Source organism: Nakamurella alba, assembly GCF_009707545.1.
Classification (GTDB): Bacteria; Actinomycetota; Actinomycetes; order Mycobacteriales; family Nakamurellaceae; genus Nakamurella; species Nakamurella alba.
This window is the reverse complement of sequence record NZ_WLYK01000020.1, coordinates 1-23,545: the sequence shown is the minus strand read 5'-3', so window position 1 is coordinate 23,545 and position 23,545 is coordinate 1. Positions and strand designations below refer to the sequence as shown.

Sequence of the window (23,545 nt, the reverse complement as noted above, 5' to 3'; positions counted from 1 at the left end):
CGCTACACACTTTCGGACCAGGTGTGTGACAGGAGGTCACACCATCCGGCCAATGATCACGCCGAGTACCCGGCGCCAGGGAGTCGTGGCGTCACGTCAGCCCTTGGAGTGAAAGACCTCCGGCAGGTCGGTCACCAGGCGTCGTCCGAACAGGGAGCGGCGCCCGGCAGCACCAGTCCCAGCGCCACCGGCACCTCGGTGGCACCGGTCCGCCAGCGGCCCGCGGTGTCGCCGGTGTGGGCGGCGAGCAGTTCGGTCGCCTCGGCGCCGAGGGCCGCCCGGCACCGATCGTCGGCCGCGGAACCACCGGCCGCCGGATCGTCGAGCAGGAAGTCCCGCCACTCCGCGGAGCTCAGCGGCCAGGAGAGGGCAGATGCTGCCGGGTCGCCCTCGTCGGCGGCCAGCCGGGTGACCGAGAGTTGCTCCGGCTGCCAGTTACCGGCCAACGCGGCATCGGTCCGGATGCCCTCGACGACATCCGAGAACGCCTGCCGCGCTTCGCGTTCCCGGGTGCTGATGTCGAGATCGTCGACGTACTCCTCGGCCCCGGGGCCGTAGAGGCCGACGGTCCGCTCGGGTCCGCCCACCGGCCGGTGCACCAGGGTGGCGAACGGCAGGTCGGTGACCTGCAGGTCGGTCATGTCGACGGCGGCCTCCGGGGAGGCGAAGTACTCCGCCAGCCGCGCCTCCGCGACATCCGGGTCCAGCCAACCGATCCGGACCGTCGGCAGCGGATCGCAGTGGGCGCCGATGCCGTCGGTCGAGAGCACCGTGCCGTCGGAGTACAGCACCAATGACGGCACCAGGGTGCCGCGGACACTGCAGTAGTAGCCGGGCACGGTGCGCAGCCAGAAGATCGGTGCGGCACCCTCGGCCGGGCCGGTCAGCGGGTCGGGTCGCACGGCGGTGCCCACGCCGCCGCTGACTCCGGCACTGCCCGACACGGAGGTCACCGGGGCGGGGGTCCCCGCGGTGGGCGGTGCGGCGCAGGCGGCCGCAGCGGCGAACGCCAGGAGCACAAGGGCGACGAAGCGGGTGCGCATGACCGACAGGACGAGGGAACGGCGCCGCGGGGTTGCATCGCCCGCGCCACCGCGCGGGCGACCACCACGGCACGAACCACCGCAGCACGACAACGACCGCGGCTCCGCGACCCCGCGACCATCGGGCACCGTCGAAGGACCGGAGCCGTCAGCAACCGGAGAACACCGCAGCCCCCGTCCCGTGTGGGACAGGGGCTGCGGTGATGTCCGGATCAGGTCCGGGCGGGGGTCACTCCCCGCCGACGACCGTGACGGTCAGCGCGGCGACGACACCCGGGTGCAGGGTCACCTTCACCGCGTGCGCACCGACGGACTTGATGTGGCCGTTGGTGTCGATGGAGCGCTTGTCCAGCGCCGGGCCGCCGACGGACTTGATCGCGGCCGCGACGTCCGCGGCACCGATCGAGCCGAACAGCTTGCTGCCGTCGGTGGTGGTGCGCGCGGTGATGGTCAGCTTGGCCCCCAACGACTCCAGGGCCTGCTTCACCTCGTTCGCGTGCTCCACACCGCGGATCTCGCGGGCCAGCTGCGCCCGCTTGATGCCGGCGATCTGCTTCTCCGCACCCTTGGTGGCGAGGATGGCCTTCTGCTGCGGGAGGAGGAAGTTGCGGCCGTAGCCGTCACGGACCTCCACCACGTCGCCGGGAGCGCCCAGGCCGGGCACGTCGGCGGTCAGGATGAGCTTCATGTCAGTCGTCCCTTTCGCTCTGCCGCGATCAGCGGGCGGTCGAGGTGTACGGCAGCAGGGCGACCTCGCGGGCGTTCTTCACGGCCACGGCGATGTCCCGCTGGTGCTGGGTGCAGTTGCCGGTCACCCGGCGGGCACGGATCTTGCCGCGGTCCGAGATGAACTTGCGCAGCAGGTTGGTGTCCTTGTAGTCGATCGGCTGCGCGTTCTCCTTGCAGAAGGCGCAGACCTTCTTCTTGACCTTGCGGACGGGGGGCTTGGGCATTGATGTCTCCGGTATGAGAAACGTTCAGAAGTAAGGGGAATGGGCTCACGCCCTGTGCCGCACCGGGGAGGGGACCCGGTGCGCACCGCGGATCAGAAGGGGGGCTCGTCCGAGTAGCCGCCGCCACCGGCCGCCGGCGCCGACCCCCAGGGGTCGTCCGCCGGACCGGAGGACCGGCCACCGCCGCCGGAGTACCCGCCGCCGCCACCGGAGCCGGAGCCGTAGCCCCCGCCCCCTCCGCCGCCTTCACCGCGCGCGGCGCGGTTGACCTTGGCGGTCGCGTAGCGGAGCGAGGGGCCGATCTCGTCGACCTCCAGCTCGATGACCGTGCGCTTCTCGCCTTCCTTGGTCTCGAAGGACCGCTGCTTGAGCCGGCCGCTGACGATCACCCGCGAGCCGCGGGTGAGCGACTCGGCGACGTTCTCGGCAGCCTGGCGCCAGATGTTGCAGCGCAGGAAGAGAGCCTCCCCGTCCTTCCACTCGTTGCTCGCCCGGTCGAAGGTGCGAGGAGTGGAGGCGACGGTGAAGTTGGCGACCGCCGCACCGGAAGCGGTGAAACGCAGCTCCGGATCGGCGGTCAGGTTCCCGACCACGGTGATGACGGTGTCACCGGCCATGGTCTTACTTCCCGGACCGGGTGATCTTCGTCCGCAGCACGGACTCGTTCAGGTTGAGCTGGCGGTCCAGCTCGCTGACGGTCGCGCTGGGGGCGTTGACCGAGATCACCGCGTAGATGCCCTCGGCGTTCTTGTTGATCTCGTAGGCCAGCCGGCGGCGGCCCCAGACATCGACGTTCTCGACGGTGCCGTTGCCCTGGCGGATCACGTTCAGGAACGTGTCGATCGACGGGGACACGGTCCGCTCGTCGAGGCTCGGGTCGAGGATGAGCAGCAGTTCGTAGTGACGCGGAGCGGTGGAAACGCTCACGTGCACCTCCTGTGGACTCGTTCGGCCACGGGCTTTCCGTGGCAGGAGGATGGATCCTTGACACAGCAACGGCCCGCCGAAGGATCGGACGGGCCGGAACCGCAGGTCAGCCTACCAGCTCAGGAGCGTGCTCCGGACCGGACGTCGTCCACCCCGCGGTTGGCGAGCTGGTCGGCGCGCTCGTTCCCGGGATCGCCGGCGTGGCCCTTGACCCACACCCAGCGCACCCGGTGCCGGGCGACCTCCTCGTCGAGCAGCCGCCACAGGTCGTCGTTCTTCACCGGCTGCTTCGCCGCCGTGCGCCAGCCGTTGCGCTTCCAGCCGGCGATCCAGTCGGAGATGCCCTTCATCACGTAGGTGGAGTCGACGTGCAGCACCACGTCCGAGGGCCGCTTCAGCGCCCGCAGCGCCTGGATCACCGCGAACAGCTCCATCCGGTTGTTCGTGGTGACCGCTTCGCCGCCCCACAGCTCCTTCTCGTGCGACCCGGAGCGCAGCAGTGCACCCCACCCGCCGACGCCGGGGTTGCCCTTGCAGGCCCCGTCCGTCCAGATCTCGACGGTGCCGGATGTCGGCGCGGCGCCGGGTGCGGGGGCGGTGCTGGGCTCGTCGGTCACGAGGGCACGGTAGCGGTCGACCCGGCCGCAGCGGTGACGTCGGCGCGGGTGGCGGCCGGCACTGCACCACCGACGGGTGCGGCGGCGGACGGGGGTTCGTCGTCGGGCCCGCTGACCGACCCGGTCCGGCCGACGGGTCCGGTGACCGGCCCGGTGCCGTCGTCGAGACCCGCGGCGGTCATCGCCGCGGCGGTGAAGGCGTCCCGCACCCGCTCCCAGCCGTCCAGGTAGCCGCCGACCATCGCCGCGTCCCGGAGCAGCACCAGCTGTCCGGCAGCGGTCACCGGGTCCGGCACCCCGGCGGCGGCGGCGAGCTGCTCGAGGGTGGCCCGGAACCACTCCCGGTGCTCCCGCACCCGCTCCCGGACCCCGCTGCCGGGATCCGGGTACTCCGCGGCGGCGTTGATGAACGGGCAGCCGCGGGTGTGCCGGCGCGCCACGTCCTCGCCCAGCTCGTGGATGACCAGACCGAGCAGCTCGCGCGGGGTCGCACCGGATCCGGCAGCGGCGGCGAAGGCCGCCCGGATCGCCACGTCCTCGGCGTCCAGGTAGGCCAGCACCAGGTCCTCCTTGCCCGGGAAGTGCCGGTAGAAGGTCGCTCTCGTGATGCCGGCCGCCTCGACGATCCGGTCGACACCTACCGCGTGGATCCCCTCCGCGTAGAAGAGGTCGACCGCCGTCCGGAGCAACCGCTCCCGGGCCGCCGATCCGCCGTCGGGCGTCTTCCTGGTGGTCCGCGCACCGCCCTTCGCTGCCATACGAGTGATTGTAGAACGATCTGTCTCTTTTTGCTTGACGCGGGAATCGCACGGGTCCACGATCTGTTCCAGCAGAACAAGAACGACCGTTCCACTTTCACCGTTCCGGTGCAGGTGGCCGACCCGAGGAGAGCGTCATGAGCAGCACCAAGACCCCGATCGTCCTGATCCACGGCCTGTGGATGACCCCGAAGAGCTGGGAGACCTGGGCGGAGCGGTACCGCGCGCTGGGCCACGAGGTGATCGTCCCGGGGTGGCCCGGGATCGACGACCGCGACGTCGCCGACATCCGCGAGCACCCGGAGGCCCTGCGCGGCATCGGACTGCAGCAGATCGCCGACCACTACGAGCGGATCATCCGGGCGCTGCCGGAGAAGCCGATCATCATGGGCCACAGCTTCGGCGGGGTGCTCACCCAGATCCTGGCCGACCGCGGGCTCGGCGTCGCGTACGTCGGTGTCGCCCCCGGACAGCCCGCCGGCATCCGCACCCTGCCGCTGTCCACCGTGCGCACCGGCTTCCCGATCCTGAGCAACCCCTTCGCCCGCAACGGCGCGAAGCCGATCTCCAAGGGCCACTTCCACTTCACCTTCGGCAACGACCTCGACCGGGCCGCGTCCGACGCCATCTGGCAGGACCAGGCCGTCAACTCCTACAACCGGGTGTTCTTCGAGGGCGTGTCCTCCGCGGTGCTGGGTCGCGGCCCGAGCAAGGTCGACTTCGGTCGCGCCGATCGGGCCCCGCTGCTGGTGATCGCCGGCGAGATCGACCACGTGGTGCCGCCGGCCATCGCCAAGGCGATCGTCAAGCGCTACCGCTCCTCCGGCAGTTCGGCGGTCGTGGAGTACCGCGAGTTCGCCGGCCGCACCCACCGGCTGGTGAGCCAGGACGGGTGGGAGGAGATCGCCGATCTCGCCCTGGACTGGGCGTTGGAACACGCGGTGCCGCAACAGGTCTGACTGCGGGACCGACGCCGAGCCCGGCCCGGCGGTTCAGCCGCCGCGGGCCGGGCAGGCCGAGCAGAGGGTGCCGGACGGGGTGGCCAGGATGCGGCAGCAGGACCGTCGCCGCAGGGTCCCGTCCGGCCGGAATGCCGGCGGGGCCAGACCCAGCCGGTCGGCGAGAGCGGTAGCGGCAGCAGGTTTCCCGGCCGACAACGTGCCGATCGAGTCGGTGGCCAGGGCGGACAGCACCGCGGTCGTGGTCCCGGCCACGCCGACCAGCGACGCCATCAGCGCCCACAGTCCGGCCCGGTCCTCCGGCCCGGCCGGCGCCAGGGCGTGGGCGCGCACGAAGAAGCCGTGGGAGCGGGACAGCACCAGTGACCGGGGATCCGCGGAGAGCCCCTGCCGGGCCGCCGGCTCCAGCAGCACCCGGGACAGCCCGTACCAGTACAGCGCGGCGAGCTCCCGGTCCTTGTCGATCCGCCAGAAGGCCACCGAGTCGTCCAGATGCCGCCGCAGCACAGCCGGGTCGAGCAGATCCACCCCGGCGAGCAGTTCCGTCCCGGCCGGCAGCTCCCGGCCGGTACCGTCGGATCCGTGAACCGCAGCCGGGCCGCGTGGGCGTGTTTCGTGCTGTGCGTGATCGGCTTCCTGCTGTCGGGCTACCTCAGCTACGAGCACTTCACCGGATCGGCCAGCCTGCTCTGCGGCGAGGGCAGCACCGTCAACTGCCTGGCCGTCACCACCAGCAGCTGGGCCACCGTGCTCGGGGTCCCGGTCGCCGTGGCCGGCCTGGCCTACTTCGTCGCGATGACCCTGCTGTGCCTGCCCGTGGGGTTCAACCGGGACACCGGGACCCTGCGGCTGATCGGCGCCGGGGTCGGGGTGCTGTCCGTGCTCTACCTGGTCGGCGTGGAGCTCTTCGCGGTGCACGCCATCTGCCTCTGGTGCACCGGCGTGCACCTGGTGACGCTGCTGCTGTTCGCCGGCGTCCTGTGGTGGCGGGCGGCGGACCGCCGCGCACTCGTGCACTGATCCTCCTCCCCACGCCGGCCACGATTCGTGCTCCCGGCCCATCGGATCCGATGCCCTCGGCCCGATGAGCCGGAGACGCCGCCCGCTGGTTCAGGTGTGCAGCCCGCTGGTCGGGTGCGCGCGTCGCCCGGCGCACCAGTGTGCCGTGTCGCCCTCTCGCCGTCCCGGGCCACCCGACACGCATGCCCGGTTGCACCTTTCCTGTCCGATCCCGGCGCGGGACCATTCTTCGTGCGCGCCGGACGCCCCCACCCGGGTGCGGGCGCGCAGCGGCGGGATCCCAGGCATGTCACCGGTGACGACCGGCACCACCCGCAGCGCAGGACGCGCCCTCCGGCTCCGGAGATGTGCCACCTCCGGAGCCGCGTCGTCCCCTGCGCCTGTACCGCAACACCCACCCAGGAGGTCGATGTGAGACCGCACGCGCACGCCCGATGGTTCTCCCGAGCAGGACTGGCCGCGGCGCTGATCGCCGCGACGTGCACCACCGTCGTCCCGGCAGCCGCCGCCACCACCCCGTCCACCGGACCCCGACCGACCGCCGGTGCCTGCGACCCGGCCGATGCGGCGGCGGTGATCTCGTGGAACGAGGTCGCCGCGCTGTCCCTCGGCACCGACGCCGCGCTGCCCGCCCCGCCGATGGGGGTGGGCATGGCCTACGTGCAGGCCGCGGTGTTCAACGCCGTCGTCGGCATCGAGGGTGGGCACCCGATGTACCGGTGGTCGGCGAAGGCACCGAAGGGCGCGTCCACCGACGCGGCGGTCGCCGCCGCCGCGCACGACGTGCTGCTGCACTACTTCCCGGTGGCCACCACCAGGGTCGAGACCGCCTACACCGCAGCGCTGCTCGCGATCCCGGACGGTCCGTCGAAGACCGCCGGCGTGGCCTGGGGCCGACGTGCGGCCGCGCAGCTGATCGCCTCCCGCGCCGGGGACAACTGGCAGGGCGTCGCACCGCCGACCAAGGCGCCGGCACCGGGCGTCTGGCAGCCGACGCCGCCCTTGTTCACCCCGTCGCTCGCGCCGTGGATGGCGACGATGAAGCCGTTCCTGATCCCGAAGGCCTCCCTGGTGCGGCCCGGACCGCCACCGGCGCTGACGTCGGCGGAGTACACCCGGGCACTGGCCGAGGTGCGGGAGATCGGCGCCGTCGGCAGCACCACCCGGACCGCGGAACAGACGGAGATCGCGCGGTTCTTCGCCGGCAACCCGAGCGTGCAGCTGCAGGGCGCCTACCGGGACCACCTGACCCGGCACTGCATGTCCGCCTCGGACTCGGCCCACTACATCCTGGTGGCGACGCTGTCCGGCGCGGATGCGCTGATCGCCACCTGGGACACCAAACAGACCTACCAGTTCTGGCGCCCGGTGACCGCGATCCGACTGGCCGACACCGACGGGAACCCCTCCACCGCAGCGGATCCGGAGTGGACACCGTTGGTGAACACACCGTCGTTCCCGGAGTACATCAGCGCCCACTGCACGGTGCTGGGCGCGGTGTCCCAGGCCATGGCCATCACCTACGGCCCGACGCTGGACCTGAACATCTTCTCGTCGGTCACCGGGACCACCCGGCACTACGACGATCCCGCGGTGCTGCGGGCCGAGGCGTTCGGGGCACGGCTGTGGGGCGGGATCCACTTCCGTTTCTCCAACCGGACCGGCGAGATCATGGGCCGGCTGATCGGCACCTGGACCGGGATCTCGCTGATCCGATGAGCCGGGCCGACGGCTCCTAGTGCGTGGCGAGGAACCCGGAGACGAGTCGCCAGACCGCCTCCGGGTTCTCGTCCGCCGCGTAGTGGCCACTGCCGTCGATGATCCCGGTGGTCAGGTCGGTGATCCCGGCGGCGCGGAAACCCTTGTCGTAGACGTCGATGTCGCCCCACTCGTGCTCTCCGCGCAGGTACAGCAGCGGGGTGGTCACCGGGATCTGCGCCGCCGCCGTGTTCGCCTTCTCGTCGGCGCCGAAGGTGCGGTAGAAGTCGAAACCGGCCGCCAGTCGCTCGTGGGTGGCGTAGGCGGCGACGGAGGCCTCGCGGCTCCGCGGCGACACGGCTCCCCGGTCGGCGGACAGGATGTCGAAGAAGTAGTCGAAGTACGGCGCCTCCCGGCCGCCCACCATGGTCTCCGGCAGGTCCGGGACCGTGTGGAACGCGAAGTGCCAGATGTGCGGGTTGGCCACCACCGACGGCCACGGCTCGACCCCGGGGACCGCCACGTCCATGATCACCGCCGCCCGCAGTCCGGGCACCGAACGGAGCGCCGCATAGGTGGTCATCCCTCCGACGTCGGTGCCCACCAGCACCGGGCGGCGGGCGTGCACCGCGGCGAGCACCTCGCCGACCACCACCGCCAGCGCCACCTTGCTGCCGTCGGTCCGGGCCGAGGCGGAGTCGCCGATGCCGGGCAGGTCGATGGCCAGCGCCCGGTGACCGTCGGCCGCCGCCAGGTCCAGCGTGTCCGCCCAGCTGTGCCGGGACTGCGGCCAGCCGTGCAGGAACAGCACCGTGTCGCCGTCCGGCGGGCCGGCCGCCGTACCGGTGACCACCCCGTCGCCCGCGCCGCTGTCCACCGCCACCTGGAAGTCCTCGGCCATGGGGTCGGAGTACCCGGCCCACCTGCTCCCATGCGGTCCGGCCGGGCGGTGGTGGATCCGGTGGAGAATGGCGTGCGGAAGTGTCCAGCGAGAGAGATGCGAGAGAAGATGCCCACCACCACCGTGTCCGCCTACGCCGCCCCGTCCCCGAAAGCTCCGCTGGAGCCGACCACCGTCACCCGGCGTGAGGTCGGCCCGCACGACGTGCTGATCGACATCAAGTTCGCCGGCATCTGCCACTCCGACATCCACCAGGCCCGCGAGGAGTGGGGCGAGGCCATCTTCCCGATGGTTCCCGGCCACGAGATCGCCGGCCTGGTCGGCGAAGTCGGCTCCGAGGTGACGAAGTACAAGATCGGTGACACCGTCGGCGTCGGCTGCTTCGTCGACTCCTGCCGGGAGTGCGAGAACTGCCTGGCCGGCGAGGAGCAGCACTGCACCCAGGGCGAGGTCGGTACCTACAACGCCCGGTTCTACGACGGCGAGCCGACCTACGGCGGCTACTCGACGGCGATCGTGGTGGACGAGTCCTTCGTGCTGCGGATCCCGGAGGGCATCGACCTGGCCGCCGCGGCACCACTGCTGTGCGCCGGCATCACCCTCTACTCCCCGCTCGAGCACTGGGAGGCGGGACCGGGCAAGAAGGTCGCCATCCTCGGCATGGGCGGGCTCGGCCACATGGGCGTGAAGATCGCACACGCCATGGGTGCCGAGGTCACCGTGCTGTCGCACGGCATGTCGAAGAAGGCGGACGGCGAGCGCTTCGGTGCCGACCACTACTACGCCACCAGCGACCCGGCGACCTTCGTGGCACTGAAGAACACCTTCGACCTGATCATCAACACGGTGTCGGTGAATCTTGATCTGGCGCAGTACATCTCGCTGCTCAAGCGGAACGGCACCTTCGTCGTCGCCGGCCTGCCGGAACACCCGACCGAGCTGCCCGCCGGCGAACTGCTGGCCGGCCGCCGGCGGATCGCCGGCACCAAGAACGGCGGGATCGCCCAGACCCAGCGGATGCTCGACTTCTGCGCGCAGCACGGCCTGGCCGCCGACATCGAGGTCGTGCCGGCGGAGAAGATCAACGAGGCCTGGGGCCGGGTCGTCGAGGGCGATGTGCGGTACCGCTTCGTGATCGACACCGCAACCCTGCCGGCGGCCTGAACGGGTAGACTGCTGCCCGGGGAGCGCATCCTGCGTTCCCCGGGCCGTATCCGACGGACGCACTGTCGCCGCCGCGGAATGTAGTTGTCGAGTTGTCCCGGAGCGCCGTCTCCACCGGATCCCTGCTGACGATCACGCGGTCACCCCTGCCTGACCGCGAGTGGCGGAATGCCGCCCGCAGCAAGGATTTTCATGAACGAGCAGCACCACACCCCGTCCGCGCAACACGGCTCCGGACCGGCACCGAGCGGTTCCGGGGCGCCGCGCCGGCGTCGTCGCCGCGGCGGGCGCGGCAACGGTGGCCAGGCCGCCGGCGTCGCGCAGGGCACCGCGCAGACCACCCGGGGCTCCGCGCAGACCCCCGGCAGCAACGGACAGACCCCTCGCGGCAACGGACAGGGCCCGCGCGGTAACGGACAGACCTCACGCACGGGCACCCAGCCGGACCGGGGCGCCGGTCAGGCCACCCGCCGGCCGCGCGGCACCGGGGGACCGCAGCGCAACGGCACCGATCGGCAGACCCCGGTCGCCGCAACCACGGCGCCCGCCGCAGCGGCCCCGGCCACCAAGGCTCCGGCCACGACCGTCACCCCGTTGCCCGGCGCGACCACTTTCGCCGAGCTGGGCGTGCCGGCCTACCTGCTGGCACCGCTGACCGCCTCCGGTGCGGTCGTGCCCTTCCCGATCCAGGCCGACTCGCTGCCGTCCTCGCTGGGCGGCCGGGACGTGCTCGGCCGTGGCCGCACCGGCTCCGGCAAGACCATCGCCTTCGCGCTGCCGCTGGTGGCCCGCCTGCACGGAGCCCGCAGCCGACCGCACCAACCGCGCGGCCTGGTGCTGCTGCCCACCCGGGAGCTGGCCATGCAGGTCGAGCGCACGGTCAAGCCGCTCGCCGCGGCCGCCGGCCTGACCACGACCACGGTGTTCGGCGGGGTCGGCTTCGGTGCCCAGCAGGACGCGCTGCGGGCCGGCGTCGACATCGTCATCGCCTGCCCCGGCCGGCTCGAGGACCTGATCGCCCGCGGCGCGTGCAAGCTGGACCGGATCGAGGTCACGGTGCTCGACGAGGCCGACCACATGGCCGATCTCGGCTTCCTGCCCGGTGTCCGGCGGATCCTGCGGGCCACCCCGCGGGACGGTCAGCGTCTGCTCTTCTCCGCGACCCTGGACAAGGGCATCGCGGTGCTCGCCGACGACTTCCTCACCGACCCCGCGGTGCACCAGGTGGACGAGGCGGACACCCCGGTCTCGACCATGGAGCACCACGTCTTCACCGTCGACGCCGAGCAGCGCGGGCAGATCATCCGCGAGCTGGCGTCCGGCACCGGCCGGCGGATCCTGTTCGCCCGCACCAAGTACGGCGCGAAGCGCTGGGCCGGCACGCTGCGCAAGGCCGGCATCGACGCGGTCGAGCTGCACGGCAACCTGGCCCAGGGCGCCCGCGAGCGCAACCTGGCCGCGTTCTCATCCGGCGAGGCGCGGGTGCTGGTGGCGACCGACATCGCGGCCCGCGGCATCCATGTCGACGACGTCGAGCTGGTCGTCCACCTTGAGCCGCCGGCCGAGCACAAGGCCTACGTGCACCGTTCCGGCCGCACCGCGCGCGCCGGGTCCAACGGCACCGTGATCACGCTGATGCTGCCGGAGCAGGCGGACGAGGTCCGCAAGTTGCTGCGCTCCGCGGGGATCACCGCGACCACCGCCCGGATCCGGCCGGGCGACCCGGCGATCAGGAAGCTGGCGGGCTGACCGGCACCGGTACCGGCTCCTCGCCCGGTGCGGCGGCTGCGGCCGGCGCGGCCTCCCGCGCCGGCCGGCGCCACAGCGCGGGGAGCGACGGCAGGGTGAACCGGTCGGGGGCGTTCTCCAGGGTGCCGCCGGACGGGTCGTCGTCACCGGCCATCCGGACCAGGTCGGTGGAGGGCCGCAGGATCTCCCGGATCACCTTGACCATCAGGGTGATCAGCAGGGCGTCGCGGATGATCGCGGCGCCGATGAACGGGTAGATCGACAGGTTCTTGCCGGAGTCCGAGTCGAACGAGAGCATCAGCAGGATCCAGACCACCCACTCGCTGAACTGCCAGGCCAGCACCGGCCGCCACCTCGGCAGGGCCAGGACCACCAGCGGCACCAGCCACAGCGAGTACTGCGGGGACCACACCTTGTTGGTGAGCAGGAACGCCGCGACCAGCAGGAAGGCCAGTTGGGCGAACCGGGGGCGGCGCTGCGCCGACAGCCCGAGCCAGCCGATCGCGGCGCAGGCCAGCAGGAACAGCACCAGCGACAGCGTGTTCAGCAGTCCGGGCGAGGATGCGCCGTCCGGGGTGTTGAACACGGTGCTGCCGGACAGCGTGCTGAAGATCGAGTACCAGGAGTCGTACTCCGCGGGCCGCTCGGTGTTGAGCCGGATGAACTCGTACCAGCCGTCCGGGTAGGCCAGCATCACCGGCACGTTGATGACCGCCCAGGTGAGCGCCGCCGCGCCGGCAGTGACCAGCCACTGCGGCATCCGGCCGGTGCGCAGGCAGAGGATCAGCAGCGGGCCGAGCAGCAGCGCCGGGTACAACTTCGCCGCGGTGCCGACGCCGATCAGCACCCCGGCCAGGATCGGCAGGCCCAGCGCCGCCGACCCTCCGGGTTCCGGCGGCCGGGACCGTGCCCAGGCCAGCATCGCCGCCGCGGTCACCCCGATCGCCAGCAGGTCCCAGTTGGTGAAGGCGTGCACGATCAGCAGCGGCGAGAGGCACATGATCGCCGTGTCCCAGACCCGGCGCCGGGCGATCCGCGCGGTGCAGGCGACGGCCAGCAGGTACAGCATCCCGAGCAGGATCGCGCCGATGGTGAAGTAGGCCGCCACGTCCAGGGGCTGCGGCAGCCCGACCTTCTCCGCCAGCCAGAGGTAGCCCTCGGTGATGCCGGAGACCGCCCACATCCAGTAGCCGGTGACCACCGGGTACTCCATGTAGCGGATCTGGCCGTTGTCCTCCCAGGAGGTGGCGTACGGCAGCTGCTGGGTGTCCAGCTGGTGCGAGCCGTAGAGCGGGACGACATCGTTGTAACAGGCGGTGATCCAGGGCCGCTGGCCGCCCTGGTCGAGCGTGAAGCCACCGTTGCCGTCCGGCATCTGCTGGATGCAGGCGGCCTTGTACAGCCACCCGCAGATGAGCACGGCGATGGCCATCATCAGGCACACCCGCAGCGGGGTCAGGAAGGAGTTGCGGCCGACCTGGGCGTGCACACCGAGCGGCCCGCCGATCAGGTCACTGGCCCGCCGCACCGTCGGGTCGGTCCAGGTGGGGACCACCCGCTCGGTGGGCGAGAGGGTGTCGGCGGCACCGGGCCCCGGCTCCGGGCCGGCAACCGCAGCGACCGGGGCGACCTCGTCACCGGAGAACACGGCACGGTGCGGTTCGGGCGCGTCGGTCACCCGCGCATGCTACTTGCCGGGTGGATGCGGTCCGGGTGAGCGGGCTTCGGACGGGCCGTCAGACGACCAGACCGGCCCGCACCGCGAGCACAGCGAGGTGCACCCGGCTGCGCGAGCCGGTCTTGTCCATGATCCCGGTGACGTGGGTCTTCACCGTGGTCACCGAGATGTTCATGACGGCGGCGATCTCGGCGTTGCTCATCCCGGCGCCGAGGCGGGTCAACACCTCCAGCTCCCGCTCGGTGAGGGTGGGCAGCTCGGTGGCGGCCTGCGGGGCGGGCGACCCGCCGGCCTCCACGGCCCGGGCCATCAGCCGCTGCAGCACCGACGGGGTGAACGGGTTCTCCCCGGCCGCCGCGCGGCGGATCGCGGACAGCAGCTCGGCCGGCGAGGAGTCCTTGGTGAGCAGCCCACAGGCACCGGCGGACAACGCCGGGTAGAGGTGGTCGTCGTCGTCGAAGGTGGTCAACGCCACCACCCGGGTGGCCGGCCGGGACCCGCGGATGGCGGAGGTCGCGGCGATCCCGTCTATCACCGGCATCCGCAGGTCCATCAGCACCACGTCCGGCACGGTGTCGTCGACCAGTCGCACCGCCTCGGCGCCGTTCCGTGCCTCGGCAACGATCTCCAGGTCCGGGGCCGACTCGCACAGCATCCGCAACCCGGACCGCACCAGCTCCTGGTCGTCGACCACCAGCACCCGGATCATGCCGGGATCCCGGCACGGGACGGCTTGGCGCAGACGGACGACGGTCTGCCCGTCGGCGCAGCGGCGGCCGGGTCGGTCACCGTGCCGGCCGCCGGGTCGGTCACCGGGATCCGGGCGTGCACCCGCCAGCCCTGCAGGTGCGGCCCGGCGCTGATGCTGCCGGAGAGCAGTTCCACCCGCTCCCGCAGCCCGATCAGGCCGTACCCCCCTGAGCCGCCGACATCACCTGCTGCTGCTTGCTTCTCGGCCTGCTTCTCGGATGGTGGGTGCCCGGACCCGTCGGCAGCGCCGAGCGGACCGCCGTCGGTGACGGTCACCCCCACGGCCGCAGCCGTGCGCCGGACGCGGACCGCGACGGCGGCGCCCCGGCCGGCGTGCCGCAGCACGTTCGTCAACGCCTCCTGGGAGATCCGCAGCACCGCCAGCGCCTGGCCGGCGTCCAGGTCGGCGGTGTCGCCGGTGAGCTCGAGGTCGACGGACAGCCCGACCTCGCGCATCCGCCGGGTCAGCTGGTGCAGTTCCGGGACGAGCCTTGCGGTGTCCAGCATCTCGACCTCGGAGATGACCGGCGGCTCGTCGTCGACCGGCTCGCCACGCGGCCCCTGACCGGGTGACCCGGGCTCCGGCACCCGCAGCAGCGCGACCAGCCGGCGCATCTCGGTGAGGGTCAGCGCGGCCGCGCCGTTGACCTCGTCCAGCACCCGCCGGGCCGCGGGGTCCAGGTCGGGCAGCACGTCGCGGGCCACCGCGGTGCGCAGGGCGATGGAGGCCACGTGGTGGGCGACGACGTCGTGCAGCTCCCTGGCGATGGCGGCCCGGGACCGGTGCGCCGCATCGCGTTCGGCCAGCCGGCGGCGCATCTCGGCGGCCACCGCGGCCGCGTGCCGCTCCCGTGCCGCCCGGTGCTGGGCGTAGAGGAAGGCGCCGAGCAGGGCCGGCGCGATCACCATCAGCGAGACCTTGTAGATGACCAGGCCGGCCTCGTGCGCGGGCGGCCACAGCATCGTGCAGACGGTGCCACCGGCCAGCAGTACGGCCGGCACCGCGGCCCGGCGCGGCGGACTGGTCAGCGCCGCCTCGAACACGGCGATGCTGGCCATGACCTTGAACGCCAGCATGTCCTCGTGGAAGGCCTGCACCACCAGCAGCAGGGTCACCTGGCCGATCGCGGCGGCCACCGGCCAGCGTCCGGCCAGCAGGAACAGGGCGGAGGCGACCGCGCCGAGGGCGGTCCAGGTGGGCGGCAGCGGCTCCTGCCACACGAAGTGCGGGAGCCCCAGCAGCAGCGGGACGGCCAGCAGCCGCAACCACGACAGCCGACCGGGCAGCAGCACCGGTTCCTCCACCGTCGACCGGCTGAACCAGTGCCCCTGGGTACGCGGGACCACCTCCATGCCGACCACGGTAGTGGCCGGTCACCGGCCCCGGCCTCCTCCGGAAGGAGGACCCCACCTCGTGCCCACGGACGGTGCGGTCCTCCTGTCGTCGGCCGGGTTCGGACCCTGCGACGGAGGCGCCGTGCGGTCGCCGCCGGAGAAGGTCTGCGGCATGTCAGATCAACTGGACCGTCCGGATGCGCAGACCACCACCCGCACCCGTCCCGGGGGCCGTCCGCGCCGGACCGGCATGTTCGTCCGGGAGTTCCTGCGCAGCCCGCTGACCACCGCGTCGCTGGTGCCGAGCTCACCGGCGCTGGCCGCGGCGATGATCGCCCGCCGGGCGGACGGCCGGGCGCCGGAGGTGGTCGTCGAGCTCGGCCCCGGCACCGGCGCGTTCACCACCGCACTGCAGGCGATCCGGCCCGCCCGGCACGTCGCGATCGAGCTGAACCCGACGCTGGCGGCCGGACTGGCGGCCGACTTCCCCGACGTCGAGGTGGTGACCGCGGCGGCGGCCGACCTGCGCGACGTGCTGGCCGGACGGGGGCTGTCCGGTGCGGTCGACCTGGTGGTCAGCGGGCTGCCGTGGCAGGCCTTCGCCGGCGACGCGGGCCACGACCTCATCGGGGACGTCGCCGGTGCACTGCGCCCCGACGGCGCGTACACCCAGTTCACCTACAGCTGGACCCGCTGGGCCCCGCCCGGCCGGCGGCAGCTCGGGATGCTCGCCCAGCAGTTCCGGGCGATCGCCGTCGACGGGCCGATCTGGCGGAACTTCCCGGCGGCCACCGTCTACACCTGCCGCGGACCGATCGCTCCCCCGGCGGGCTGACCCGTGCTCACCGATCTGCTCGCCGGCCTGCCGACGTCCCCCGTCGTGCTGGTGGTGGTGGCGCTGCTGGTGGCGGAGGCGGCCCTTCTGGTCGGCGTGCTGCTGCCGGGCAGTTCCGCGGTGCTGCTGCTCGGCGCCGCCGGTTCCGGATCAGGAGTGCCGGCCCCGGTGCTGGCCGTGATCGCGGCGCTGGCCTCGGTGACCGGTGGGCTGGTGGCGGGAAGGCTGGGCCGGCGTTCGCCGCTGCCGCCGCGGCTGCTGGTGCACGTGCCCCCGCGCTGGGTCGGTGGCCGACCGGCCGGTGCGCTGATCGCGTCGGCCCAGGCCCTCGGCGGGGCCCGGACGGTGCTGCCACGGATCTGGGCGGCGGGCGGGCTGTCCCCCGCACGCTGGCTGATGATCGCCGGTCCGGCCGCGCTCGCCTGGGCAGGACTCTGGACATGGCTCGGCGCGTCCGCGGTGGCGGTGCCGGCGGCGCTCGAGCCCGCCCTGCTCGGGGGCGGCCTGCTGGTGGTGGTGGCCCTGGTCCTCCGACGGCGGGCGGCAGGCCGCCGTCACGCAGCGTCGCCGGCACCGACCCCGGAGGCCGTACCGATCGGCTGAACCGGCCCCGGTGTCACCGGGACGTCGCCGGTCCGGGTCGGCGGGCCACCCATCGGGTGACCGATCTGTCCGAAAAGCCCTGTCGGTGACACCATTGCCGCATGTCAACGCCACCGCCGACGATCCCGCCGACCCTGCCGTCCGTCGGCACCGCACCGGATCCGTCGAGCGGCAGCACCCGCACCTTCTTCGGCCAGCCCTGGTCGCTGGCCAACATCTTCGGCGTCGAGATGTGGGAGCGGTTCTCCTTCTACGGCATGCAGGGCATCCTGCTCATCTACCTGTGGTTCCCGGTGGCGCAGGGCGGCCTGGCCATCGACCAGGGTGTGGCGGCCGGCATCGTCGGCGCCTACGGCGGCACCGTGTACCTCTCCACCGTGCTCGGCGCCTGGCTCGCCGACCGGGTCTTCGGCAGCGAGCGGGTGCTGTTCGGTTCGGCGATCCTGATCATGATCGGGCACGTCGCGCTGGCGGTGCTGCCGGGCGTGATCGGCGTCGGGGTCGGGCTCTGCGCGGTGGCGATCGGGTCCGGCGGGCTGAAGGCCAACACCACCACCATCGTCGGATCCCTCTACAGCGAGCACGATCCGCGCCGGGATGCCGGCTTCTCCCTCTTCTACCTCGGCATCAATCTGGGCGCCCTGGTCGGCCCGCTGCTCACCGGCCTGCTGCAGTCCGAGCTCGGCTTCCACTACGGGTTCGGGCTGGCTGCGCTGGGCATGGCGCTCGGCCTGGTCCAGTACTCGTTCGGCCGACGGATCCTGCCGGACATCACCCGGCACCCGTCGAATCCGCTGCCCGCCTCCCGGCGTCCGCTGATGGCCGGGATCGCCCTCGCCGGCGTCGTGGTCATCGTGCTGGTGGTGCTGATCGGCTGGGTGACCGCCGACAACCTCGACGACGTGGTCGCTCTCGTGACGCTGGCCGCCGCGCTCGGCTACTTCGCGGTGATCCTGCGCGATCCGGCGCTGAGCGCGATCGAGCGGAAGCGGGTCTTCGCGTTCGTCCCGCTCTTCCTGGCCAGCACCGCGTTCTGGTCGCTGTACCAGCAGCAGTTCACCGTGCTGACCATCTACTCGGCGGACAAGCTGGACCGGAACCTGTTCGGCTGGGAGATGCCGATCTCGTGGGTGCAGTCGATCAACCCGGTCTTCGTGATCCTGCTGTCCGGTGTGTTCGCCGCGATCTGGCTGCGGCTGGGCGACCGGCAGCCGACGACGCCGATCAAGTTCGCCCTCGGCACCGCCGTGATGGGCGTGGCCTTCCTGCTGTTCCTGCCGTTCGCCTCCGGCGGGGCCGGCAGCACCCCGCTGCTGGCGATGTGCGGGATCCTGTTCGTCTTCACCATCGCCGAGCTGCTGCTCTCACCGGTCGGGCTGTCGCTGGCCACCAAGCTGGCACCACGCAAGTTCCCGGCCCAGATGGTGGCGCTGTTCTACCTGTCGATCGCCCTGGGCAGCGCGCTCTCCGGGGTGTTCGCCGAGTTCTTCGACGTGAACAACGAGGCCCCGTACTTCGGCATCCTGGGGGCCGTCGCGGTCGGCATCGGGGTGCTGCTGGCGGTGTCGGCCAGGCCGATCTCCCGGTTGATGAGCGGGGTGCGCTGAACCGGCCGGGTGCGGTGCGCCGGACCTGACCGGCACCGTCCGCCGGACCTGACGAGCACAGCGCGCCGAACGGCACCTGCCAGGACGGCGGGTGCTGACACAATGCTGGGGTGACGCTCCCCGACGGCGCCTTGTTCGCCGGGTTCACGATCATCCGTGAGCTCGGCCACGGCGGCATGGGCGTGGTCTACCTGGCCCGCCACCCGCGACTGCCCCGGCAGGTCGCGCTCAAGCTGCTGCGCTCGGACCTGAGCGCCGACCCGGCGTTCGTCGAGCGGTTCCGCCGGGAGGCCGAGATCGTCGCCGGGCTCGACCATCCGGCGATCGTGCCGGTCGACGACTGCGGCGCGGAGAACGGCCGGCTGTGGCTGTCCATGCCCTACATCGACGGCACCAACGCCGATCTCGCGCTCGCCGAGGACGGCGAGAGCACCGGTGCCGGGATGTCGCCGGAGCGGGCCGTGCACATCGTCGAGAGAGTGGCCTCCGCACTGGATTTCGCCCACCGCCACAGCCTGATCCATCGTGACGTCAAGCCGGCCAACATCCTGCTGGCACCCGGCGACGAGGGGGATCCGGAGCGGGTCTGGCTGTCGGACTTCGGCGTCGCCAAGGCTTTCGGCGACCTGGAGGCGGCGGCCCCGGCGCTGACCATCACCGGCGGCGTGGTGGCGACCATCGACTACGCGGCGCCGGAGCAGATCGAGGGCCGGCCGCTGGACGGCCGGTGCGACGTCTACGCGCTCGGTTGCGTCCTCTACAAGCTGCTGACCGGCCGCATCCCGTTCCCCGGCGAGAACCTGGCCGCCAAGGTCTACGCCCGGCTGCACCACGAACCCCCGCGCCCGTCCGCCCTCGTCCCCGGGCTGCCCCCGGCCCTGGACGAGGTGGTGGCGACAGCGCTCGCCCGCGACCCGGATCATCGCTACCGCAGCTGCCGCGCGATGGCCATCGCCGCCCGCGCGGCCCTGTCCCGGGCGGGAGCCGGCGGCGGTGACGACCCCACGATCGCGCTGACCGAGGCGATGACGCGGCTGCTGGGTCACCGGACCGGTCCGCAGGGGTCCGGGGCGCAGGCCGGTGGCACCGGGAGCTTCACGGCGGCCACCACGGCGATGCCGGGCGGCACTCCTACCGGGCCGCCCCCTCCGCAGACCGCACCGCCCCGGTTCGCCGGACCCCCGCCGCCGCAGAGCGGCTTCGCCGGACCACCACCTGCCGGACCGATGCCTTCCTCGGGGCAGATGCCGTCGTCCGGACCGGTGCCGTCGTCGGGACCGGCGCCCGGCGGGGGCCGGCCGGGGGCGCCGCGGAACAACTGGGCCGACACCGCCGTCCCGGGAATGCCGGGGCCGATGGTGGGCCCGGACCAGGGCTCAGCACCGAAGGACAACCGCGCCCGCAACCGGACGCTGCTCGCGGTCGGCATGGTGCTTGTCGCCGCGGCGATCCTGGTCGGTGGCCTCTACGCGGTCAACCTTTTCGACAAGCGCGGCGACAGCGGCGCGACGACCGGGGCCGGTACCGCGGGATCGACGACGGGCAGCGCATCCCGGCCCCCGTCGACCGGCGGCACGTCCTCCGTGCCTTCCAGCCCACCCGCGTCGTCGGCCACCCAGTCCGTGAATCCGCCGACCTCGCCGTCCGCCGGTTCGTCGACCCCGCCGTCGTCAGCGCAGTCGTTCCCCAGCACCACAGAGCTGCCGGCCGGGGCGCTCCCGCAGGCGGCGAACCCGCTCGCCGACTCGACGATCGTCGTCGCGCTCGACGCCGGCCAGGGCAACCGGCTGTACGCGGTGAACTCGGCGACCGGCGCCGCGGGATTCCCGCTGAACGAGCCGGCCGGTGCCGGCCCGAACCCGCTGATCTCCCCCGACCGCAGGACCATCGCCTGGTTCCAGGTACCGGGCGACGGCGCTCCGGCGTCGATGCAGGCGATCGCCGCCGACGGCAGCGGCCCGCAGGTCGAGCTCTTCGGGGTGCCGGAGGGCTGCGACGGTTTCCAACGTCCCGCATGGAACCCGGCCGATGCCGAGCAGATGGCACTGATCTGCACCTCCGCCGACGGCAGCACCCGACTGCTGCTGGTGAACCTCGACGGCAGCGTGCAGGACGAGATCGTGCACGACGGTGTCGCCAAGATCGACGACGTCTCCTACTCGGCCGACGGCCGCAGCGTGACCTACTGGGGTTCCGAGGACAACGGCGCCTCCAGCGGCACGCTGTACGTGCAGAGCCTGGCCGACACCACGCCGGTGGCCTTGACGTCCGGCGTGGCGGTCGTGGACCCGGTGTTCTCGCACGACGGCCAGACGATCGTGTTCGCCTCCGGCAGGACCATCCAGTCCATTCCGGCCACCGGCGGCGATCCCACCGTGCTCTACGACGGCGAGAGTCCGGTCGCCGGCCCGATCTGGTCCCCCGACGACACCCGGATCGCGTTCAAGCAGTTCGACCAGGGTCAGCAGGCCACCCTCTGGGCGGTCGGCGCCGACGGCAGCGACCCCGCCCGGGTCACCGAGGTCGGGACGGTGTTCGGCTCCCCCGCTTGGGGCAACAGGTGACCGGCGTAGGCTTCCGTCGATGCGGACCCAACGGGGACTGGTGGACTATGCGCTGCAGCGCCGCGCGCTGCTCGCGCAGGTCAGAGCCGGTCGGACGGCGGTCTCCGAGGTGTGCGACGCCTCGCCCTACCTGGTCCGCGCGGCCAAGTTCCACGGGGTCCCGACGGACGTCAGCTGCCCCGTCTGCCGCAAGGAGAACCTGACCCACGTCTACTGGGTCTACGGCGACGAGATCAAGCACATGGCCGGGTCCGCCCGGGTGCCGGCGGAGCTCGAGGGCATGGCCGTCACCTTCGGCGAGTTCGACGTGCACCAGGTCGAGGTCTGCCGGACCTGTTCCTGGAACCACCTGGTCGCGTCCTTCGTGATGGGCCACAGGGGTCAGCAGGTGCCGCGCTCCCGGCGGCGAGCGGCGAAGTAGCCGGCGAACCTCCCGCGGCGCGGCTCAGGCCGCCGCGGCGTCGGCTTCCTGCCGGTTCCGCTTCTCCTTCGCCTTCCGCCAGGCGTAGACGATCGTTCCGAGCAGGATCAGGCCCGAGATGATCAGCAGCACCGCGGACAGGGTGTTGACGAACGGGACGGAAAGTCCCAGCAGGTCGAGCACCCCGACGCCGCCCAGGGCAAGCGCGCAGAGCACGGCCCCGACCGTCCGCCACGGGCTGCGGCCGACCTCGTCGATCCCCTGCTCGGCCTTGACCTTCGCGTACTCCAGCGGCTTGTGTGCCCATTCGAACTGCGTGCCCAGCACCGCGAGACCCGCTGCGATCAGCAGGAACCCGGGCCCGGGCAGCACCAGCAGGGCGATGCCGACCAGGGTCAGCACCCCGCCGAGCACCGCGATCACCGTGCGCTTCATCGTGTCCTTCCGCCGCCTGCCTGCACCGCGCAGGAACAACGAACGGAGAGCTGACCGGGTTCCGTCGACGGCCCCGCAGCGGTACCCCGACCAGCCGGGTGTGACGCAGCAGACGTGACGCCGGTCATTCCTCGCTCCCCTACGCCCGTACCGTTGCGGTAGTTCGTGCCGCATCGAAGGCCGCTGTCCGCCCGGTCGGAGCACCGCGTGGACCGGCACCGCACCAGAAGGAGACCGCACCAGCATGGGTTCCCACCCGATCCGCGTCGCGCTCGTCGGCGTCGGCAACTGCGCCAGCTCGCTCGTCCAGGGCGTCCAGTACTACCGCGACGCCGATCCGGCGACCCGCGTCCCCGGGTTGATGCACGTGCAGTTCGGCGACTACCACGTCTCCGACCTGCACTTCGTGGCGGCGTTCGACGTGGACGCGAAGAAGGTGGGATTCGATCTGGCGGAGGCGATCTCGGCCAGCGAGAACAACACGATCAAGATCGCCGACGTACCGCCGACCGGGGTGACCGTGCAGCGCGGCACCACCCTGGACGGCCTGGGCAAGTACTACCGGGAGACCATCACCGAGTCCGACGCCGACCCCGTCGACGTCGTCGCCGTGCTGAAAGCCGCCGAGGTGGACGTGGTCGTCTGCTACCTGCCGGTCGGCTCCGACACCGCCGCGAAGTTCTACGCCCAGTGCGCCATCGACGCCGGCTGCGCCTTCGTGAACGCCCTCCCGGTGTTCATCGCCGGCACCGAGGAGTGGGCCGACAAGTTCCGTGCCGCAGGGCTTCCCATCATCGGTGACGACATCAAGTCACAGGTCGGCGCGACCATCACGCACCGGGTGATGGCCAAGCTGTTCGAGGACCGCGGCGTCGTGCTGGAGCGCACCATGCAGCTCAACGTCGGCGGCAACATGGACTTCATGAACATGCTCGAGCGGGACCGGCTCGAGTCGAAGAAGATCTCCAAGACCCAGGCCGTCACCTCGCAGGTGGACCACGATCTCGGCAAGGGCAACGTGCACATCGGCCCGTCGGACTACGTCGCCTGGCTCGACGACCGCAAGTGGGCCTACGTCCGCCTCGAGGGCCGCGCCTTCGGTGACGTGCCGCTGAACCTCGAGTACAAGCTCGAGGTCTGGGACTCGCCGAACTCCGCGGGCGTCATCATCGACGCCGTGCGCGCGGTGAAGATCGCCAAGGACCGCGGCATCTCCGGCCCGCTCTTCTCCGCCTCCTCCTACTTCATGAAGTCCCCGCCGCAGCAGTTCCCCGACGACCAGGCCCGGGACAACGTGGAGAAGTTCATCCGCGGCGAGGTCGAGGCCTGATCCTGCTCCCGGTTCCCGGTCCTTCCAGCCCCGTGTTCGGGTCTGAAGGGACCGGGAACAGTGGGCGGTCGCTCCCCGGGCCAGCGGCGGTCGCACGGAGCGGGCCACTTCCCGGGCCTCCGCACGACACTCAGGGGCTGTTGCGGAATTGGTTTCGTCGGTCGAGGGCGTGCCGGGGCTGTGGTCGGGGTGCCGGCT

24 protein-coding genes are annotated in these 23,545 nt (G+C 72.1%); 11 read left to right on the top strand and 13 right to left on the bottom strand.

Features of this window, described 5'->3' with window-relative positions:
* Nucleotides 1-131 precede the first annotated feature (131 nt).
* The 7 genes from GIS00_RS26310 to GIS00_RS26280 all read right to left on the bottom strand — a co-directional run bounded on the left by GIS00_RS26310 (nt 132) and on the right by GIS00_RS26280 (nt 4,298).
* Nucleotides 132-1,043: a hypothetical protein gene (locus GIS00_RS26310; RefSeq protein WP_154771449.1), complete on the bottom strand. Its 912-nt coding sequence runs from the start codon at nt 1,041-1,043 to the stop codon at nt 132-134.
* Nucleotides 1,044-1,272: 229 nt separating this feature from the next.
* On the bottom strand, nt 1,273-1,731 hold the full coding sequence (gene rplI / locus GIS00_RS26305; protein WP_154771448.1) for a 50S ribosomal protein L9: 459 nt from the start codon (nt 1,729-1,731) through the stop codon (nt 1,273-1,275).
* A gap of 28 nt (nt 1,732-1,759) precedes the next feature.
* Nucleotides 1,760-1,996: a 30S ribosomal protein S18 gene (gene rpsR, locus GIS00_RS26300; protein ID WP_154771447.1), complete on the bottom strand. Its 237-nt coding sequence runs from the start codon at nt 1,994-1,996 to the stop codon at nt 1,760-1,762.
* 92 nt (nt 1,997-2,088) lie between these two features.
* Complete coding sequence (locus GIS00_RS26295; RefSeq protein WP_154771446.1) at nt 2,089-2,613, bottom strand: single-stranded DNA-binding protein; 525 nt, start codon at nt 2,611-2,613, stop codon at nt 2,089-2,091.
* A gap of 4 nt (nt 2,614-2,617) precedes the next feature.
* A complete protein-coding gene (rpsF, locus tag GIS00_RS26290; protein ID WP_322098484.1) occupies nt 2,618-2,923 on the bottom strand; it encodes a 30S ribosomal protein S6 in 306 nt (101 codons plus the stop codon).
* A 119-nt stretch (nt 2,924-3,042) separates the two neighbouring features.
* Nucleotides 3,043-3,540, bottom strand: a complete 498-nt coding sequence (gene rnhA / locus GIS00_RS26285; protein ID WP_196073483.1) for a ribonuclease HI — start codon at nt 3,538-3,540, stop codon at nt 3,043-3,045.
* Entirely contained in the window at nt 3,537-4,298 is a 762-nt protein-coding gene (locus GIS00_RS26280; RefSeq protein ID WP_154771445.1) for a TetR/AcrR family transcriptional regulator, read from the bottom strand. The genes rnhA and GIS00_RS26280 overlap by 4 nt, the downstream gene beginning before the upstream one ends.
* A 137-nt stretch (nt 4,299-4,435) precedes the next feature.
* Between GIS00_RS26280 and GIS00_RS26275 the strand changes: the two genes are divergently transcribed.
* Entirely contained in the window at nt 4,436-5,257 is an 822-nt protein-coding gene (locus GIS00_RS26275; protein ID WP_154771444.1) for an alpha/beta hydrolase, read from the top strand.
* A gap of 33 nt (nt 5,258-5,290) precedes the next feature.
* Here the strand turns inward: GIS00_RS26275 and GIS00_RS26270 are convergent, their stop codons facing one another.
* Complete coding sequence (locus GIS00_RS26270; RefSeq protein WP_154771443.1) at nt 5,291-5,785, bottom strand: hypothetical protein; 495 nt, start codon at nt 5,783-5,785, stop codon at nt 5,291-5,293.
* Nucleotides 5,786-5,839: 54 nt separating this feature from the next.
* Here GIS00_RS26270 and GIS00_RS26265 point away from each other — a divergent pair, with 54 nt between their 5' ends.
* Together GIS00_RS26265 and GIS00_RS26260 are read left to right on the top strand one after the other, a co-directional pair.
* Nucleotides 5,840-6,277, top strand: coding sequence for a vitamin K epoxide reductase family protein (locus tag GIS00_RS26265; protein WP_196073479.1), 438 nt, complete (start codon nt 5,840-5,842; stop codon nt 6,275-6,277).
* 411 nt (nt 6,278-6,688) lie between these two features.
* On the top strand, nt 6,689-7,996 hold the full coding sequence (locus tag GIS00_RS26260; protein ID WP_154771441.1) for a vanadium-dependent haloperoxidase: 1,308 nt from the start codon (nt 6,689-6,691) through the stop codon (nt 7,994-7,996).
* Nucleotides 7,997-8,012: 16 nt separating this feature from the next.
* On the opposite strand, the gene GIS00_RS26255 is transcribed toward GIS00_RS26260, so the two are convergent.
* Nucleotides 8,013-8,876 (bottom strand): alpha/beta fold hydrolase, encoded by an 864-nt coding sequence (locus tag GIS00_RS26255; protein WP_154771440.1) that lies wholly within the window; start codon nt 8,874-8,876, stop codon nt 8,013-8,015.
* Nucleotides 8,877-8,984: 108 nt separating this feature from the next.
* Between GIS00_RS26255 and GIS00_RS26250 the strand changes: the two genes are divergently transcribed.
* A complete protein-coding gene (locus GIS00_RS26250; RefSeq protein ID WP_154771439.1) occupies nt 8,985-10,040 on the top strand; it encodes an NAD(P)-dependent alcohol dehydrogenase in 1,056 nt (351 codons plus the stop codon).
* Between the two features lie 192 nt (nt 10,041-10,232).
* Nucleotides 10,233-11,789, top strand: coding sequence for a DEAD/DEAH box helicase (locus GIS00_RS26245; protein ID WP_230314207.1), 1,557 nt, complete (start codon nt 10,233-10,235; stop codon nt 11,787-11,789).
* Here the strand turns inward: GIS00_RS26245 and GIS00_RS26240 are convergent.
* The 3 genes from GIS00_RS26240 to GIS00_RS26230 are packed head-to-tail and all read right to left on the bottom strand — an operon-like array spanning nt 11,770 to nt 15,570.
* Nucleotides 11,770-13,467: a glycosyltransferase family 87 protein gene (locus tag GIS00_RS26240; RefSeq protein ID WP_322098483.1), complete on the bottom strand. Its 1,698-nt coding sequence runs from the start codon at nt 13,465-13,467 to the stop codon at nt 11,770-11,772. The genes GIS00_RS26245 and GIS00_RS26240 overlap by 20 nt on opposite strands.
* 58 nt (nt 13,468-13,525) lie before the next feature.
* Complete coding sequence (locus GIS00_RS26235) at nt 13,526-14,176, bottom strand: response regulator (protein WP_154771438.1); 651 nt, start codon at nt 14,174-14,176, stop codon at nt 13,526-13,528.
* On the bottom strand, nt 14,173-15,570 hold the full coding sequence (locus GIS00_RS26230) for a sensor histidine kinase (RefSeq protein ID WP_154771437.1): 1,398 nt from the start codon (nt 15,568-15,570) through the stop codon (nt 14,173-14,175). The genes GIS00_RS26235 and GIS00_RS26230 overlap by 4 nt, the downstream gene beginning before the upstream one ends.
* Before the next feature lie 154 nt (nt 15,571-15,724).
* Between GIS00_RS26230 and GIS00_RS26225 the strand changes: the two genes are divergently transcribed.
* The 5 genes from GIS00_RS26225 to GIS00_RS26205 all read left to right on the top strand — a co-directional run bounded on the left by GIS00_RS26225 (nt 15,725) and on the right by GIS00_RS26205 (nt 21,582).
* Nucleotides 15,725-16,387 carry a class I SAM-dependent methyltransferase gene (locus GIS00_RS26225; RefSeq protein ID WP_196073478.1) on the top strand — a complete coding sequence of 221 codons (663 nt, stop codon included), beginning with the start codon at nt 15,725-15,727 and terminating at the stop codon, nt 16,385-16,387.
* Between the two features lie 3 nt (nt 16,388-16,390).
* Nucleotides 16,391-16,990 (top strand): SNARE-associated domain-containing protein, encoded by a 600-nt coding sequence (locus GIS00_RS26220; protein ID WP_154771435.1) that lies wholly within the window; start codon nt 16,391-16,393, stop codon nt 16,988-16,990.
* 101 nt (nt 16,991-17,091) lie between these two features.
* The gene (locus GIS00_RS26215; protein ID WP_154771434.1) at nt 17,092-18,597 is read left to right on the top strand and encodes a peptide MFS transporter; all 1,506 of its coding nucleotides are present in this window, start codon (nt 17,092-17,094) and stop codon (nt 18,595-18,597) included.
* A gap of 110 nt (nt 18,598-18,707) precedes the next feature.
* Nucleotides 18,708-21,161, top strand: coding sequence for a protein kinase domain-containing protein (locus tag GIS00_RS26210; protein ID WP_154771433.1), 2,454 nt, complete (start codon nt 18,708-18,710; stop codon nt 21,159-21,161).
* Between the two features lie 19 nt (nt 21,162-21,180).
* The gene (locus GIS00_RS26205) at nt 21,181-21,582 is read left to right on the top strand and encodes a DUF5318 domain-containing protein (RefSeq protein WP_154771432.1); all 402 of its coding nucleotides are present in this window, start codon (nt 21,181-21,183) and stop codon (nt 21,580-21,582) included.
* 24 nt (nt 21,583-21,606) lie between these two features.
* Here the strand turns inward: GIS00_RS26205 and GIS00_RS26200 are convergent, their stop codons facing one another.
* Entirely contained in the window at nt 21,607-22,017 is a 411-nt protein-coding gene (locus tag GIS00_RS26200) for a PGPGW domain-containing protein (protein ID WP_154771431.1), read from the bottom strand.
* A 244-nt stretch (nt 22,018-22,261) separates the two neighbouring features.
* On the opposite strand from GIS00_RS26200, the gene GIS00_RS26195 reads away from it, so the two are divergent.
* Nucleotides 22,262-23,347, top strand: coding sequence for an inositol-3-phosphate synthase (locus GIS00_RS26195; RefSeq protein ID WP_154771430.1), 1,086 nt, complete (start codon nt 22,262-22,264; stop codon nt 23,345-23,347).
* Nucleotides 23,348-23,545 lie beyond the last annotated feature (198 nt).

Coding starts and splice junctions, on each gene's coding strand:
- GIS00_RS26250 (WP_154771439.1), top strand. CDS start 8,985: ATGCCCACCACCACCGTGTCCGCCTACGCCGCCCCGTCCCCGAAAGCT.
- GIS00_RS26310 (WP_154771449.1), bottom strand. CDS start 1,043: ATGCGCACCCGCTTCGTCGCCCTTGTGCTCCTGGCGTTCGCCGCTGCG.
- GIS00_RS26295 (WP_154771446.1), bottom strand. CDS start 2,613: ATGGCCGGTGACACCGTCATCACCGTGGTCGGGAACCTGACCGCCGAT.
- GIS00_RS26235 (WP_154771438.1), bottom strand. CDS start 14,176: ATGATCCGGGTGCTGGTGGTCGACGACCAGGAGCTGGTGCGGTCCGGG.
- GIS00_RS26245 (WP_230314207.1), top strand. CDS start 10,233: ATGAACGAGCAGCACCACACCCCGTCCGCGCAACACGGCTCCGGACCG.
- GIS00_RS26225 (WP_196073478.1), top strand. CDS start 15,725: ATGTCAGATCAACTGGACCGTCCGGATGCGCAGACCACCACCCGCACC.
- GIS00_RS26200 (WP_154771431.1), bottom strand. CDS start 22,017: ATGAAGCGCACGGTGATCGCGGTGCTCGGCGGGGTGCTGACCCTGGTC.
- GIS00_RS26215 (WP_154771434.1), top strand. CDS start 17,092: ATGTCAACGCCACCGCCGACGATCCCGCCGACCCTGCCGTCCGTCGGC.
- GIS00_RS26205 (WP_154771432.1), top strand. CDS start 21,181: ATGCGGACCCAACGGGGACTGGTGGACTATGCGCTGCAGCGCCGCGCG.
- GIS00_RS26275 (WP_154771444.1), top strand. CDS start 4,436: ATGAGCAGCACCAAGACCCCGATCGTCCTGATCCACGGCCTGTGGATG.
- GIS00_RS26230 (WP_154771437.1), bottom strand. CDS start 15,570: ATGGAGGTGGTCCCGCGTACCCAGGGGCACTGGTTCAGCCGGTCGACG.
- GIS00_RS26255 (WP_154771440.1), bottom strand. CDS start 8,876: ATGGCCGAGGACTTCCAGGTGGCGGTGGACAGCGGCGCGGGCGACGGG.
- GIS00_RS26195 (WP_154771430.1), top strand. CDS start 22,262: ATGGGTTCCCACCCGATCCGCGTCGCGCTCGTCGGCGTCGGCAACTGC.
- rpsR (WP_154771447.1), bottom strand. CDS start 1,996: ATGCCCAAGCCCCCCGTCCGCAAGGTCAAGAAGAAGGTCTGCGCCTTC.
- rplI (WP_154771448.1), bottom strand. CDS start 1,731: ATGAAGCTCATCCTGACCGCCGACGTGCCCGGCCTGGGCGCTCCCGGC.
- GIS00_RS26280 (WP_154771445.1), bottom strand. CDS start 4,298: ATGGCAGCGAAGGGCGGTGCGCGGACCACCAGGAAGACGCCCGACGGC.